A 15465-nucleotide genomic window follows, 5' to 3' on the forward strand; every position below is an offset into this window, starting at 1 on the left:
CGTTCCCCCAGCTTCGTCTTAAGTTGAAGAGCTCGATGAACGTGTGTGCTCGTCCGCGTTCCATCCGGATCGCAGCGCTTCGCAGAGACGAGGACGGAACCTATGCCCTCGGGATCGGTTAGGTCCAACGCCATGAGGATTAACAATTGAGAGGAACCCGAGATGAAAAACCTTATCCTAGCCATCGCAGCCGTGGCTTTTACAATTCCCACGAGCGGCTGGTCAGCTACGATGCACAAGACGCAGCCCACGCAAAAGGTAATCATCGTGAAAGAACCGCGCCAGAGACTGGGCACGCTGTCATGCGAGGTCGCCGGAGGGGTGGGAATGGTTATCGGATCGAACCGAGCGATCAATTGCCGATTTCGCCAGCAAGGCGGTGGGGTGGAGCATTATGCCGGATCGATTGGCAAGCTTGGTCTTGATATCGGCGTAAGCGGCAAGTCCTATCTGAGTTGGGTTGTCGTCAATACAAAGCCGACGCGTGTCGGTGAAGGCGATCTCGCGGGTACCTATGTCGGTGCGTCCGCGAACGCGGCAATCGGTGTTGGCCTTGGTGCCAATGCTCTTGTCGGGGGCAATGCCGAGAACTTTGCGCTTCAGCCTGTCAGCGGACAAACCGGAACCGGGCTGAACGTTGCGGCTGGCGTCTCGCGATTGCAACTCTCTCCAGTTCGTTGATCGGGTGCGGAAAGCCAGAGTCATCCGAACCGACATGTGTCACAACCTGGCGACGCCCGGCGCCGCCAGGCCATGGCATCGGAGCTTTCAGCATAGGCGGCTTAACGAAAGCGGGAATTCGCGGATACGCCGCAAGCGGATGAATGGTTCGCCAAGGCGATCACCTAAGTGAGCGGACCGGGCTGCGCGACTTGCCAACATGCGATCAACGTCGAGCGTAGACACAAGCATGACAAGCTTTTCAAATTAAACCTTTAGGAACTCCGGGTTTGAAGTGACGTTGTTGCTTGAGGTCAAGGAGTTCACGAATGTCAAACATGTCTTCGGCCGATCTTGAAGCAAGAAAAGGCAGTCCAAGCCCACACCTTGATGAAGACGAGTTCAGGCATCGCTTCCTCGATCAGTTCCAGGATCCGGCTTACGAGCCTCTCACACCGGAGCTCACAAAGATCAGTGCCGCGGCTTGGGACGCTTACAAAAATTCACGCAAGAGTCCGAGAACTCGCAAGGCCGGCGCCGAGTTTGCGGATCCGGACTATGATCTCGCCGCCGATTGGCTTGATGCCCGCCAAGCCATTCACGAAGCCAAGCGCCGGCACGATGATCAGAACGGGCCAGATCGACTGCTCCTCATCAACGGGTCATCCCGTAGCGAGCATACTTGTCCTGGCGAAGTCTCCAAGAGTTTCCGCATGATCCAGACGGCGCAGTCGGTGCTGGAGCAAAAACCGATGGCGAGCATCAATGTTTTGGACCTTAGTCGCATTGCATCCGAATATGGTCGTCAGATGCATCCCTGCAAAGCTTGCTTCTCGACGTCGGCCGCACTTTGTCATTGGCCGTGCTCCTGTTATCCGAACTATTCGCTCGGGCAGGTTCATGACTGGATGAACGAGATCTATCCACTGTGGGTCGAGGCCCATGGGGTCATGATCGTGACGCCGGTCAATTGGTATCAGACCTCATCCCCTCTCAAGCTGATGATCGACCGACTTGTCTGCGCAGACGGAGGCAACCCGGATCCCACGACGACTCATGGAAAACACGCAAAGGAGGCCAAGGAGATCGAGATGAAGGGTTGGCACTACCCTCGCCATCTCGAAGGACGCATTTTCTCGGTGATCGTCCACGGAGACACCGAAGGCGCAGAAGGCGTCCGCCGCAGTGTTTCCGACTGGTTGAAGTCGATGGCGCTTGTTCCAGCCGGCCCCCTTGCTGAGGTCGACCGTTACATCGGCTACTTGGAGCCCTATGCAACAAGTCACGTCGCCTACGAAAACGACCAGGCGTTCCAAGAGGAGGTTCGCAATGCCGCGCGGACTCTTTCGGAAGCCGTCGTTGCGAAGAGGCAGGGCCAGCAGATCGCCGCCGGCTCGCGGTTGAAGCAGGCGCGGGAGAAATAGGTCGTGAACTCTTACGCCGTGACGCTGTTTCTGTTCGGTGCCGTCGTGCTTCTGACCGCGTGGCTTCCACTCGTTCTCCGGCGCATTCCGCTGTCGTTGCCCATCTGCTGCATTGGCATCGGAGTTTTGTTGGCATGGTCCCCCATTTCTCCACTTCCGCGTATGAACCCCCTGGAGAACACGGTATGGACCGAGCATTTCACGGAATTCGTCGTGATCGTCGCGTTGATGGGCGCCGGATTGAAGATCGACCGACCGCTTGGATGGCGGCGGTGGATGACTACATGGCGTCTGCTCGGACTGGCGATGCCCTTATCGATAGGCGCCATTGCGTTCCTCGGCTGGAGCATTCTGGGCCTTGGGCTGGCATCCGCCCTCCTTCTGGGGGCGGCGCTTGCCCCGACCGATCCGGTACTTGCGGCTGATGTGCAGGTTGGTCCTCCGAAGACCGGAGAAAAAGATGACATCCGTTTCGCACTCACCTCCGAAGCCGGACTGAATGATGGACTGAGTTTTCCATTTGTCATGGCCGCGATCGCCATCGCGGCAAGTGGCGGTGACTGGGGCTGGACAGCTCGGTGGTTCGTGGTGGACGTCGTATGGCGGCTTGCCGCCGGCGTGGCCGTTGGCTGGGCCGTCGGTCGCCTCCTCGGCTTTCTCACTTTCAGGGCCCCTGAAGCTGGCCGGCTCGCCAAAACCGGCGATGGGTTGGCCGCGCTCGGCTTCACCTGTGTGTCGTACGCTGCAACGGAACTCGTTCACGGCTACGGATTTGTGGCCGTCTTTGTAACCGCACTTACCTTACGTTCCATCGAGCGCAGCAGCGACTATCATGAGGAACTACATGATTTTGGAGAGCAGATAGAACGGCTTTTAATGATGTTGCTGCTTGTTTGCTTCGGGTCGGCGGTGGCGGAGGGAAAGCTGATCTCCTTCGTAGATTGGCGGGTTGTGGTGGTCGCGGGTCTGGTCCTGGCCGTGGTACGTCCTCTATGCGGCTGGATTTCCATGCTTGGCTGCCCACACCCCACGGCTGAGAAGTTGATTATCGCTGTCTTCGGCATCCGCGGTCTTGGTTCGATCTACTATCTCGCCTACGCCTCCGGAAAGGTGCAGTTCCAGGCTATCGAGACCGTCTGGTCGACTGTCTTCCTGATCATTCTCGTATCGATTGTACTTCACGGGGTATCGGTAACGCCGGTAATGAAATGGATCGACGGGCGCCGCGGCGTGGACCCGGCCCGGCGGATCGGCGGCATGCCCGCAATGGGGCGCAATTCACTCGAGCGAGGCGAAGGATCGGGCCGCGCGTGAGCTCGTGATCAGCCTCCCAATTACGCGTCAGCGCGGATTAGCCGAGGCGTTAAAGGAAACCATCAAACGCTGCACGATGCGTACTGCGTGTCAGGAGGGGTGGTTTGCGTTCGGCATCGTCCCAATGGTCTAAACACTTGACTACTATGGCCGTTTTACAACAGGCCGGCTTCAACCACCGTCACATAAGAGAAATCTCATATATCGCGCATTGCCTTCCTACCGCCGGCCCTTCTAGGCTTGACATCATTCGGGTAGGGGGGGCAGATGCGGCGGATTGAGCTGGCAAAACCGGTGTTGATATCGAGAGTGACCGACATGATTGATCGCATCCTGCAATGCTGGTGCGAAGAGAACGGTTATCCAAGGGGAAGTGTTGAAGCGGGCCGAAAGGCAAAAAGCCTGCTCCAGTGGATCGAACTTGGGGTAACCGATGAAGCTGAATTGTCAGACCTGATCCGCAACGACATCGTCATCAACAGCAGATAGTGCACCTACTGCGGTTACGGCAGCATTCTGTTCGGCAGAACTCTCGGACTGACCTTCAGCGCGGAGGCATGACCTGGCAATTGCTTAAGGCAGGATGTCCGGTTTGCGGCGGTGAAGATCAGAACAAAAGCGCTTCAAAGCTTGTATGCCACGCGCCCGCCCTTGGGCACGACCTGGACCGGTTCGGCAATCGGACCGCCACGCAGCGGAAAGATACCAAGTTTCGAAACGATGACCGAATATCCAGTGTATTGCCGGATTGTATCCCCGTGGGCAAAGCGCAGTTCAGCTGCCAGCCCAAGTTTTCCCCCATCCGACAGCAATACCCAGACCGTCGCGCCATTATCGTCACCGGCCATTTGCCTCCGGCTCCCATCGGGGCCTATACAGTAAAGGCCGTATCCGTTAGCAACCCAGTCCTCGTCACCATCCCCGTCGACGTCAATCCTGTCGATAAACCTGTCGGAGAGATCCGTTTTAGAGCCGTCGCTACGCGCGTTACAAGCATCCTGCCACCGCGCCAGACTGGCAAGCATTGCTGGCGGAAAGACGTTGCTCCATTTACTGACGAATTGACTGGAATCGATCTTCTGTGGCCTTGCACCCTTGACCGCATGTGGCGCGGTAGTGACAGGGCGATCTTGGTTTGTCTTGGTCAGGAATGCCTGAAGTCGCGAACGCAGTTCCGCGTCATCCCCGGTTGTCGGTTGGCGGAAAAACAACAGGAGAGATCGAGACACTCCCCCGGGCAGGTAAATAGTGCTGATGCGTTCGGGAGCCTTCGGAAAGGTCGCACAAGAATCGCCATCCTCGAAGACGTACAGAACCTGCGTCTCCAACTTGTTCTCTGTATTTGTCCTGGTGCCGTAAGCCGCCCATCCTTTGCCGGACTCAATCGTTTCCCGAAGCAATCTTCGTGCCTTTTCCGGGACATCAGCAATTGCTGGCTGCGTATCAGTCTGAGATTGGCCGGCGTAAATCGCCCCGTCACCAGAGGGGGAAACATGGAGCGGGGATATCACGAAATTCTCAAATGCTTCCGATGCAATCTGTAGGCATTTGGGCGGAGGCGTCTCGTCTGCCAATGCACTGCTGCACGCCGCGCCGATGCATATTGCCAGGCTGGCGAGGGTTTGGCTAATTTTCATTCTCCACATCTCAATCCCTTTACCGCGCGTCCTCGAACCCTTTGTAGCTTTCAAAAGACGGATAATTCAAGGTTTCGCGTTCCCGCAGTGCGCAACGCACGGAGAAGACAGAAGATTTGAAGGGGCACAAAACGGAAGAGACGAGGTCCAGTTCCGTCTTTTTGATCAAATCTGCTATGGTTGCAAAGCGTTGGAGATCTCGTGCGCGAGTTGATCCTGGGTATATGGCTTCCCAAGTCTGACAGCGTCTACCTGCACTCCTGCTGGCAGGTCGGCATAGCCGCTCGCAAGAAGCACAGGCAGGTCGGGAACTAACCGCCGTGCGGCATTTACCAGATCCGCGCCGTTCATGCCGGGCATGGAATAGTCGGTGATCAGAAGATCGAACTGCTGGTCGCTACCAAGAATTTCGAGCGCCTCCGCTCCCGAATGAGCTTCCACCACGTCATGCCCGAGGTCGGTTACCATATCAGCCGAACTCATCGCGATCAGGATGTCGTCATCAACGAGAAGGATGCGCCTCGGCTGTTTGTCCGGCATGATGACGGGTGATGAGTCCTTCATGTCCATCTGCACGACGTCACCCTCCACCGCTGGGATCAGGAGTTGAGCGGTTGTACCGGAGCCGAGCACGCTCTCAAGGCTAAAGCTGCCCCCAAGTTGCAGCGCCAGGCCATGGATCATGGAAAGACCGAGGCCCGTACCCTTCCCGAGTTCCTTGGTGGAAAAGAACGGTTCCACCGCCTTTGCGAGCGTATCCTCGTCCATTCCTTTCCCATTATCGGTAACGCTCAGAAGGACATAACGACCGGCAGACAGTTCCTTGTCTCCGGGCGCGACATTGATCTCTGCAAGCGCAATCTTCAGCGAACCTCCGTCGGGCATGGCGTCCCGGGCGTTGACCGCAAGGTTGAGCAGGGCAAGTTCAAGCTGATTTGCGTCAGCAAGAACATGCGGCAGGTTCTCGGGCATTTCTCTGTCCAAAACGATCATCGGACCGACAGATCGCCGGAGAAGATCCTCCATGTCTGTAACCAGCTTGCGCAGATCAACCGCCTTTACCTGGAGGTCCTGGCGCCGTGCGAATGCCAGCAAGCGCTGCGTTAAAGATGCCCCTCTTTTCGCGGCTTGAAGCGCTCCATCGACGAGCCTGACCAGACGCGCCTCACTAGTTACCGCCTTGCGGATCAGTTCCAGATTTCCGAGTACCACCATCAACAGATTGTTGAAGTCGTGAGCAACGCCCCCTGTCAATTGCCCGATCGCTTCAAGCTTTTGAACCTGGCGAAGTTGATCTTCCGCCTTTCGTCGCTGCGCTGCCTCGGCCAAAACAATCTCGTGAGCGGCTTCCAACTCAGCGGTTCGGGCCGCGACACGCTCTTCGAGCAATTCATTTAGATGTCGCTGCTGCTCCAGGATCTTGCGGCGCTCAGTGAAGTCAACCGAAACGCCGACCAGCTTGACCGCGACCCCGATCCTGTTGCGCAACAGCTGTGCCCTGTTCTCCACCCAGTGGATTGAACCGTCCGGCCAAATAACGCGATACTCGGCCACAAAACCAACACCCGTTTCGATCGTTGCAGCCAGGGCTTCGTGCATGCCTTGAAGATCGTCGGGATGGATGCTGGCCTGTAGTGTCGGGTACGCAAATGGCTCGTCCGGCAATCGGCCGAAGATCGCCTTGCAAATTGAGGACGTCGACAGCTCGTAGGTGAGGAGATCCAGTTCCCAGGCGCCGAGCCTGCCTCCCTCAAGGGCAGTTTGCAGTCGCCGTTCCTGTTCCCGAAGCTCCTCGATGCGAGCTCGCGCCTCGTACTGGCGGCGTCTTCCTCGCATTGCCGTTTGGGCAACGCTAATGAAGCTGGTGGCATGGAACGGCCGCTCGATGAAGCTGACGTTCCCAAGAATTCCTGACAGCCGCCCTGCAGCTGGATTGCGCTCCGCGCCGCCGCCTCGCTGCGTTAGAACGAGGAACGGCATGTCAGACCAGGAGGCCTGTTGCAGTATCCATTCGGAAAGCGGTTTCAGGTCGGTATTGTGCAACGCCTCTTCCGTCAACACGACGAACGCGGTGTCGTCGCCAATTGTCCGCAAAAGCGTTGGCAGATCGGACACTGCCTCGCTGGGAATGCCCGCCTCCCTGAGAAGCGAGGAAGCAATCTGCGTATCTCTGCCCGAAGGCGCAAGAATAATGCTGGTTGCGAGCTGATCAGGAATTTTCGCGCTCCTCCCCTTTCGCCTCTGACATGAGAGCCTGCCTTTCGCCCAGGAAGGTGGGAACGCCCCCCAGGACACCCTGGAACGCCGACAGCGGTGCGCCCACCGTCAATCCTTTTTCGCTGATTTCAAATTCACGGATCGTTTCTTCATGCTTTCCGGCGCGCTTCTTGACGACGGAGATCGCCCTGCGAACCTTGCCCAAGGCTTCGAAGTAACGAAGCAGAACGACTGTGTCTGAGAGATATGTAACATCGACCGGGGCTTTCATATCGCCGACCAGCCCGTGCTGCGCAACTGTCAGGAACGTTGTTGCGCCCTGGCGGTTGAGATATTGAAGCAGTTCGTGCATGTGAAGGATGAGGGCGTTCTCGCCGGGCATGGCCGCCTGATAGCCATTTATGCTGTCGATCACGACGGTCTTGGCATCAAAATCTGCGACGCGGTCGCGTACGCGCTGGGCGAACTCTCCCGGAGACACCTCGGAAGCATCGAGTTGCTCCAGATGCAGCTTTCCTTCATCCCGCATGCTTTCGAAGTCGAAGCCGAGGGCTTTTGTCCGATCAAGCAAGAGCCCAATCTCTTCATCGAAGACAAAAACGGCCGCCCGTTCTCCTCGTTTGACGGCCGCGTCGACGAACTGCAATGTAAACAGGCTTTTGCCGGTCCCGGCTGGTCCGATTAGCAAGGTGCTCGATCCACGCTCGATGCCCCCACCGAGAAGACGATCGAGTTCGGCAACACCGCTTCCGACCCTGTCGCGGGTAAACTCCGTTTTGTATTCCACGGCCCGCAGTCTCGGGAAGACGCGCACCCCTCCCGTGCGAATGATGAAATCGTGAAAGCCACCACGAAACGCGCGGCCGCGATATTTCATCACGCGCAGCCGCCGGCGTTCGGAGCCATAATCCGGAGCCAGCTGTTCAAGGTGGATAACACCATGGACGACACTGTGAACGGTCTTGTCCAGGACATCCGACGTCATGTCGTCGAGCAGCAGCACAGTCGCCCCCGATTGCGCAAAGAAATGCTTGAGAGCGAGAATCTGGCGGCGATATCGAAGCGAACTCTGCGCCAGCAAGCGGATTTCCGAAAGGCTGTCGACGACTACCCGGCTCGGCTTGTGGCGCTCGAACACCTCAAAGATCATCTTCGTCGTCTCTCCTAGCTCAAGATCCGACGAGTAGAGAAGACTTTGCTGCTGGTCGGCATTCAGAAGACTTTCTGGGGGAACAAGTTCGAAGATTTCCAGGCTGTCGTCGATGGTCAGCCCGTGCGACACTGCGGTGCCTCGCAGTTCCTCCTCGGTTTCGGAGAGAGTTACATAAAGGCACTTTTCACCTGCTGACGCTCCGTCAAGCAGGAACTGAAGTGCGATTGTCGTCTTTCCCGTTCCCGGCGCGCCTTCGAGGAGAAATACGTGCCTGCGACTTAAGCCTCCGCATAAGACGTCATCCAGGCCGGGAATTCCGGTTTTAGCCTGGGTCTGTTCGTCGAGCATCCAGATCCTACCTCCCAACTGGTTGCAAACTCGTACCGTCGTCCAAATAGCTAGTGTAGGCTGGCGTGACAGGCGTCGTTCCGCCAACCATTTTGCCAGGCCATTCGCCTTCGTTGGCGAAGCGTTCCCATCTCCGCTCTTCATGGACGTCGCGCTGCTGCGGGTCCCGTGGATGCCCTGCTCGCCTAGACGACAGCGCGAGAAACCGGCATGCCAATCGTCTCGCTGTTCGTTTCGAGCGTTCCATCCTCGCCCATCCTTCGCCCTATAACCCTCTCACCTTGAAGCATCCAACATGCCCGCCGGCCGGTGTGCCGTACGGGGGCTCGATGCCTGCGGCCGGGACGTTCATCGGCTTCTGGTCGCTTACAACGTTTAACTGAACCTCCGGTTCCACGAACGGCGGCTCGGTGGCAGATCCGCGACAAGAATCCCCTTTCAAGCCGACTCCGCTTTTTCGTCAGCGACGTCCCCTACGCATTCGGCTTTTTCCGCGAGTTTTCTACTCATCTCGCGCAGTTGTTTCTCGTCAAGCTTTTCGATCCCGACAAATTTGTTTTGCGCCTGTGAGGTCAAAATGAGCTCGTCGAGCTTCGCCTGCAGGGCTTTGCCATCTCGGTTCTGAGAGTTCTGCAGCACGAAAACCATCAGAAAAGTTATAATGGTAGTGCCGGTATTGATGACGAGCTGCCAAGTTTCGGAGAAACTGAATACCGGGCCAGATGCTGCCCAAACCAAGACAAGGGAGACCGCCATCACGAAGGTTACTGGTTTTCCTGACAACTCGGCGACAGCAGTGGCGAATCTTGAAAAGAAATGGCCTGAGTTCATGACGTTTTCTCGTTACCTGGCGACAAGTAACGCAGGCGTCACATTCAGGGTTCCGGTTGCCGAGATCCTGTACGCTGGGAGACAAAGATATGACTGACCCAAGGCAAGAAGAACCGACCAAGGACTTCATCGATCTGGTGGACGACCAGAAGCTGCCTCTGCCCTTTTCACGCCCGCCGGCCTACGCGGTTCTCAGTCAAAATTCGCTTTGAGATCTGATCAATCATCCCTTGTGTCCGGGCGAAAACCAATGACGAATTCAACCACCTTCGCCTGCGACATCTCGCACGGGCGAAGAGTGTGGCGCCCATTTATATAGATTGAAGCTGACGATATCGCTCCCCCCAAGGTCCTCGGCAAACAGCCACTCGCGCCGGCCGTCCAAGGACCGCTTCACGGTTGCGCTCCAGCGCCGCCCCTTGAAATTGCCTTCAAGGTAGCCGGCTGGCAATTGGGCCAAGGCCACTTCGAAAGCGGGAATGTCCCAGCGCTCTGCGTTCGGCTCCAGGCACTCATTGCATATACCGCATCCGTCTTCGTCTATTTCCCCCGGAGTACGTGATCGATTGCAGCAAAGACAGGTGATGAAATTACTGAAGCGACTGACTCTCAGGGGTGGAATAATTTCGATAGTCGGATTGGAGGATAGTTTAGTCGTCAACGCATCCATCTCGAGGCTCCACTTCGAGGTTTCTTTTCAGATAGGTAATCGAGTCCTTTCCGCAAGATCAGTGTTGAGGATACGAAGGCACCGGGTCGAGAAATGACGCCGTTTGCCGAGTACAAACAGGTTGATCGCAAGCGTCCTGGCGAAGTGCTGCTCGAGGCCCGCCTGTCGCCCAAGCTTTCCGCCTTCATATGCACGTTTCCTGAAATAATCGGAAAAACAATGTGTTTCGGCGCCCCTCACCGATTATGCTAGCCTGCAAGTCTTGTGGGGGAGTGCAGGATGAGCGACCGCTCAATCGGAATGCTAATTGCTGTGGAAATATGTGCCCTATTTTGGGTTGCTACGGCGGTATTCATATTTGGCGTGCCCTGACTGCGTGAACGCGGTTCAGGCATCACCCCAACTTGCAAATTTCCAACAATGACTGCGCTCAAGCCGTTTGACGAGCTAACGAAATCGTCTGGCGGCGGGAACTTCTCATCATCCTGAAGCTTTCATTGAGGCACTGGACAATGGAGATGACCAATGCCTGACCCCAAGGATTCCCCAGCAGTTAGATCCATGCAGAAAGAACAAGCGGAACAAAGACGTCGCGCACGCCAAGGAGGGCTCGATCAGGGATTGGAAGACACCTTTCCAGCTTCTGATCCCGTTTCAGCTACGACTACCGGCGTCCCCACCGGAAGGACGGATGCTAAGGTTGCTGAAAGCGTGAAATCAGAGCCCGACCCATACACGACGGAAAACAACAATGGCGATCCGCTCAATCCAAGGTCAATTGGCGAGAATATTCGTGCGCTGCGGCTCGATACAAATCGGCTGGCGAAGTCTGTTTCCGGCGTGGCATCTGACTCAGTTGGAGTAGCGAAGGCACGAGCCGGCAGTTTTCTTGACGATGTGAAGGAAACCGTTCGTGATAGACCGATTACCGCGGTCGCCGTCGTCGCCGCTCTTGCGTTTGTGTTCGGAGCGACACGGTAAAGGGCCGACGTTCTGAGGCGGGCAACAATGTTATCACAGGCGCTCATTTGACCAAACGGGAACTCGGATCACTCGTATCTCACGGAGCGTCGAGTGATGAGGTGCCCGTAGTCGCTTCCGTGGGGAAAGTGCAACGTCATCCGAAGATAAGACTTTTTATTACACCGCTCGCACTTAAAGCGCCTAAGCACCCTGTCGAGTGTGATATTGCCGCAAAGCTCCATGAGGTTCGCTTCGGAGCATCTCAGGCCCGCAGGCTTCGAAAACTCGCATTTGGTGCGGGCCACCAGGTGTGCCGTCGCCGAGATCACAATCTAGCCAGCAAAACGCGCCTCGTTGCTCTAACCAATCCCCCTGCGGTTTTGTCCCAAGCATCCAAGCTGGAACAACTTGGTCACAGATCTGTTGCTCAGACACAAATCGAAGTTCGGAGGATTTGCTATGAGCTTGACCAGAGCCCTGTTGCTTGGAGCGCTTGTGACCACAATCGCTACCTGGCCATCGCCGGCACTATACGCGCAAGACCTGGAATTTCGGGTCGGCCCAGGTGGAGTTGGAATTTATGATCGAAACCGCGAGCGACGGGTAAGAGAGCGCTGCAATCCCGACGACGCTCTCGATCTCGCACGTGACGCAGGATTTAGGAGACCTCAGATTGCCAGGGTAACGTCGAGAAGCGTTGTCGTCGAGGGGTTCACCCGGGCGGGGCCGGACCGAATCGTCTTCGGCAATTCCCGAGGGTGCCCGGAAATCGGCTAGCGCAGGCAGCCCGGTCTCATCGCAACAGCGCTTGCGTGGTGTGTACGCTGTCGAACACGGAACTAGGAAGGGTTTTGCCAGATCGCGAGTGCGGGTATCATCTAACCGGACTGGTACTTGCTGCGATACCACTGTTTGAGACACGAGATCACGATGACTTTACGGGCGGCGGGGGCGGCGAGTCGAGCCTGCAACACGGGCTCCTCGCCGTGTTATCAAATATATTGGCGTTGAGCACACGGGGTCACAAAATAACAGTCGGAAGACTAGCTGGAAGCATGTACTGAAGGGGTGCGCGCCTCGCTATGTCTCGACCGCCTGCGAAATCGCCACGGCCAGCTGTGCCTGTGAATAGGGCTTTGGTAATCGCGCGATTGTGCGATCCGCGCCTTGTGGAAGATCTGCATAGCCCGTTGCCAGCACGACTGGCAGGCCAGGCCACTTTTGCTCAATCATTCCCGCCAGCTGGGACCCGGTCGTTTTTGGCATCGCATGATCCGTAATCACGAGGTCGAAATTGCAGTTCTCCGAGAGGATCTTCAGCGCTTCCTCAGCGGATTGGGCAGGCGTCGTCACATGGCCGAGATCCTCGATCATTAAAACCGCATTCGTCAAGACGAGTTGATCATCATCGACGACGAGAATATTGAGCGGTCTGTTGTAGCTTTGGGGAGCGACGATCTTCTCCTCTGCTTGATTTGCTTTCGCTGCTTCGTCAACACCCCCGGCTGTTGGAAGCCACAGCTCAGCACACGTCCCCTCGCCTTTGGTTGAGAGAAGGACGAGCCGTCCTCCGCTTTGAGCCAGCAAGCCCTGGACCATAGACAGGCCGAGCCCTGTTCCTTTACCGACGCCCTTCGTCGTGAAGAATGGTGCCGTTGCGTTTGCCAGCGTTTCTTCGTCCATTCCCTCCCCATTATCCGTCACCGAAAGACAGATGTAATCGCCCGGTTTCAACTCACTGCGATCGCCAGCCGCGATCGAATGCCGCTTTGCGCCTATCGTGATCTCGCCGTCCGACGAAACGGCATCGCGGGCATTGAGCGCTAAATTGACGAGCGCATTCTCCAACTGGTTCGGATCGCACTGAACTTTCGGCAGACCCAGGGGAAAATTCGTGTTGATTTCGATCGGGCCAAGCGACCGCCGAAGCATGTCCGTCATGCTTCGGACGAGATCAGGAATGTCGACTGGCTGCAATTCCAGTTCCTGTTTTCGGGAAAAAGCAAGAAGCCGTTGTGTCAGTGATGCTCCGCGCTTGGCGCCCTGTATGGCATTTCTGATCAATCCCGTTACGTCCTGCCCCGCGGCGGCTCGTTTTTCAGCAATCTCAAGGCTGCCGAGAATGGCCATGAGCAAGTTGTTGAAGTCATGTGCGACCCCGCCCGTTAACTGGCCAACAGCCTCCATTTTCTGAGCCTGAAACAGGTCTCTCTGCGCCTTGGCGAGGGCCTCCTCGACCTGGCGCTTTTCCGTGATGTCGCGAGTCACCTTTGCAAATCCAATGAGTTCTCCGCCTTCGGAGCGGATCGCATCGATGATGACGTTCGCCCAAAATCGCGACCCGTCCTTGCGCAGGCGCCATCCTTCTCGCTCGAACCGACCCTCGCGCTCTGCTATTTCGAGGGCTCGGGCGGGAAGATTTGCCGCTTTGTCCACGTCGGTGTAAAACCGTGAAAAGTGCTGGCCAATGATTTCTTCGGGCGTGTAGCCTTTGATACGTTGGGCCCCGACGTTCCAGCTCGAAACATATCCCTTGGGACTGAGCATGTAGATCGCGTAATCGGTGACGCCCTGAACGAGTAAGCGAAACTGCTCCTCACTGCGCCTGAGGGCCTCTTCCGCGCGCTTACGCTCTGACAAATCCCTTGTGATCTTGGCAAAGCCAATCACCTGTCCGTTGTCGCGAAGGGGATCAATGACAACATGTGCCCAAAAGCGCGTGCCATCCTTTCGAACGCGCCATGCCTCTTCCTCGAACCGCCCTTCCTGCGTGGCCAAATGCAATGCCCGCGCCGGGAGGCCCGCTTCCTGGTCCTCTGGAGTGTAGAATCGCGAGAAATGCTCGCCGACAATCTCGTCGTCCGTATATCCCTTGAACTTGTTCGCGCCGGTGTTCCAACTGCTGACATACCCATTGGGATCCAACATATAGATTGCATAATCGCTGATAGCGTCCATCAAGGTGCGATAACGATCCTGAACCGCTCCAGGCAATGGACTGATCTCGGGACTCATCCTTTATCCTCGTTACATGTGCGCGAGTGGAACATCACTGCCTTAACTAAAAGATCGTCGTTTGGTTTCCAGCCGCAACTGAAAGTGTTCCGGAGGTAATCGGAAGAAGCAAATGCAAGCTCGAATATTGGGGTCGGCTGACGACAGGTTAATCAGTGCCCAGCTCCCATGGTGACGGAACAGGAGGGGCTGCACGCGTGTTAATCAGAGCAGGATGTCATCGTGCCGGTGGAGGAAAGTTCAATGGGTATCTTTGACCGCATCAGTCACGCAATACTCGGTGGCGCCCAGGACGCGCCTGCAAAGTCGTTTCCCGATCCCGATCCCGCTGCGCCTGCCAATTCTACGGGGTCGGATGAACTGGGAGCGCCACCGCCTCCCGGTCCGGGGGCACCACAGTCAGACCAGATTTCCGAACGTCCTCCAATTGTCACCGATCCTGCGACCGGAGCGCCCCCGCCACCTTCGCGCCCAGATGTCGACGTCGCTGCCATCCTGGACGCGGCCGCAAGAATTTCCGGACAAAAGTTGGATTGGCGGCACTCGATCGTAGACCTCATGAAAGCAATCGGAATGGACGCCAGCATTCAGGAACGAAAGGATTTGGCGACCGAGCTCGGCTTTAGCGGCGACAAGGATGACAGTGCAACGATGAACATCTTCTTGCACAAGACGCTTATGAGGAGGCTCGCGGAAAACGGCGGTAGAGTACCATCGGACCTTCTCGATTAGAGCGCGCCCACCAAGGGACGTGCAGCCAGGGCGGAGGCCGTCAGTCTTTCCAACGTTGGCGCCCGAAACGCAATTCTACAAGGGACACAGGTCGCAGGTGCGATATTTGATCCGCTTCTTTTAGTTTTTTGTGAAGGAACAGACCGGCAGCCTTGGTGTTAGGTGGAACGAGACCGGGTCCATTGTCGGTCTCGCCATTCAAAAGGAGTAGACGATATGGCATCCCAAGGCGGTTCTCACGAGCAGCATGTTAAGGCCGGCAAACAGAGCCATAAAAACTCTGATACGAAGCAGGCATCAATGACCCGCAATGATCAGGACAGCTCAGATCGCAGCAGCAAGGCAAGCGACCAGCGCTCCAAAGGAGGGCAGGGAAGTCACAAGGGCAAGCACTGACTGATGTCGAAGCCCGCGAACGAGCGGGCTTCATACTTCAGAGCGGCCAACTTGGCCAACCACCCTAACAAGCGACCTCAGGCTGATATCGATGTCGGGGTCGTG

14 protein-coding genes and 1 pseudogene are annotated in these 15465 nt (G+C 56.7%); 9 read left to right on the forward strand and 6 right to left on the reverse strand.

Annotated elements, in window-relative coordinates; all coding sequences use genetic code 11:
• Positions 1-162: 162 nt before the first annotated feature.
• The 4 genes from AS026_RS23735 (at position 163) to AS026_RS23750 (ending at position 3887) form a co-directional block, all read left to right on the forward strand.
• Entirely contained in the window at positions 163-681 is a 519-nt protein-coding gene (locus AS026_RS23735; protein ID WP_062371922.1) for a DUF992 domain-containing protein, read from the forward strand.
• A 308-nt stretch (positions 682-989) separates the two neighbouring features.
• The gene (locus AS026_RS23740) at positions 990-2084 is read left to right on the forward strand and encodes a flavodoxin family protein (RefSeq protein WP_062371925.1); all 1095 of its coding nucleotides are present in this window, start codon (positions 990-992) and stop codon (positions 2082-2084) included.
• Between the two features lie 3 nt (positions 2085-2087).
• Positions 2088-3398 (forward strand): cation:proton antiporter, encoded by a 1311-nt coding sequence (locus tag AS026_RS23745; RefSeq protein ID WP_062371927.1) that lies wholly within the window; start codon positions 2088-2090, stop codon positions 3396-3398.
• Positions 3399-3665: 267 nt separating this feature from the next.
• Positions 3666-3887, forward strand: coding sequence for a hypothetical protein (locus AS026_RS23750; protein ID WP_062371930.1), 222 nt, complete (start codon positions 3666-3668; stop codon positions 3885-3887).
• Positions 3888-4021: 134 nt separating this feature from the next.
• Here AS026_RS23750 and AS026_RS23755 read toward each other — a convergent pair whose 3' ends face one another.
• The 4 genes from AS026_RS23755 to AS026_RS23770 all read right to left on the reverse strand — a co-directional run bounded on the left by AS026_RS23755 (position 4022) and on the right by AS026_RS23770 (position 9584).
• Positions 4022-5035, reverse strand: a complete 1014-nt coding sequence (locus AS026_RS23755) for a hypothetical protein (RefSeq protein WP_062371932.1) — start codon at positions 5033-5035, stop codon at positions 4022-4024.
• A gap of 174 nt (positions 5036-5209) precedes the next feature.
• Complete coding sequence (locus tag AS026_RS23760) at positions 5210-7252, reverse strand: hybrid sensor histidine kinase/response regulator (RefSeq protein ID WP_062372090.1); 2043 nt, start codon at positions 7250-7252, stop codon at positions 5210-5212.
• Positions 7245-8753 carry an ATPase domain-containing protein gene (locus tag AS026_RS23765; RefSeq protein ID WP_062371934.1) on the reverse strand — a complete coding sequence of 503 codons (1509 nt, stop codon included), beginning with the start codon at positions 8751-8753 and terminating at the stop codon, positions 7245-7247. Before AS026_RS23765 ends, AS026_RS23760 begins: the two co-directional genes overlap by 8 nt.
• A gap of 438 nt (positions 8754-9191) precedes the next feature.
• Complete coding sequence (locus AS026_RS23770) at positions 9192-9584, reverse strand: low affinity iron permease family protein (protein WP_062371937.1); 393 nt, start codon at positions 9582-9584, stop codon at positions 9192-9194.
• Between the two features lie 89 nt (positions 9585-9673).
• Between AS026_RS23770 and AS026_RS44055 the strand changes: the two genes are divergently transcribed.
• Positions 9674-9796, forward strand: coding sequence for a hypothetical protein (locus AS026_RS44055; RefSeq protein ID WP_280950904.1), 123 nt, complete (start codon positions 9674-9676; stop codon positions 9794-9796).
• A 7-nt stretch (positions 9797-9803) separates the two neighbouring features.
• Here AS026_RS44055 and AS026_RS23775 read toward each other — a convergent pair.
• Positions 9804-10107 (reverse strand): annotated as a pseudogene (locus AS026_RS23775) (hypothetical protein).
• 672 nt (positions 10108-10779) lie between these two features.
• Between AS026_RS23775 and AS026_RS23780 the strand changes: the two are divergent.
• Together AS026_RS23780 and AS026_RS43620 are read left to right on the forward strand one after the other, a co-directional pair.
• Positions 10780-11235, forward strand: coding sequence for a hypothetical protein (locus tag AS026_RS23780; protein WP_062371943.1), 456 nt, complete (start codon positions 10780-10782; stop codon positions 11233-11235).
• 441 nt (positions 11236-11676) lie between these two features.
• A complete protein-coding gene (locus AS026_RS43620; RefSeq protein WP_082728581.1) occupies positions 11677-11994 on the forward strand; it encodes a hypothetical protein in 318 nt (105 codons plus the stop codon).
• A gap of 303 nt (positions 11995-12297) precedes the next feature.
• Here the strand turns inward: AS026_RS43620 and AS026_RS23785 are convergent, their stop codons facing one another.
• Positions 12298-14232, reverse strand: a complete 1935-nt coding sequence (locus AS026_RS23785) for a hybrid sensor histidine kinase/response regulator (protein ID WP_062371945.1) — start codon at positions 14230-14232, stop codon at positions 12298-12300.
• A gap of 243 nt (positions 14233-14475) precedes the next feature.
• On the opposite strand from AS026_RS23785, the gene AS026_RS23790 reads away from it, so the two are divergent.
• On the forward strand, positions 14476-14964 hold the full coding sequence (locus tag AS026_RS23790; RefSeq protein WP_062371948.1) for a DUF3597 domain-containing protein: 489 nt from the start codon (positions 14476-14478) through the stop codon (positions 14962-14964).
• Between the two features lie 216 nt (positions 14965-15180).
• The gene (locus AS026_RS23795; protein WP_025662646.1) at positions 15181-15360 is read left to right on the forward strand and encodes a hypothetical protein; all 180 of its coding nucleotides are present in this window, start codon (positions 15181-15183) and stop codon (positions 15358-15360) included.
• Positions 15361-15465 lie beyond the last annotated feature (105 nt).

It is taken from the genome of Rhizobium altiplani, assembly GCF_001542405.1.
In the GTDB taxonomy this organism is placed as follows: Bacteria; Pseudomonadota; Alphaproteobacteria; order Rhizobiales; family Rhizobiaceae; genus Rhizobium; species Rhizobium altiplani.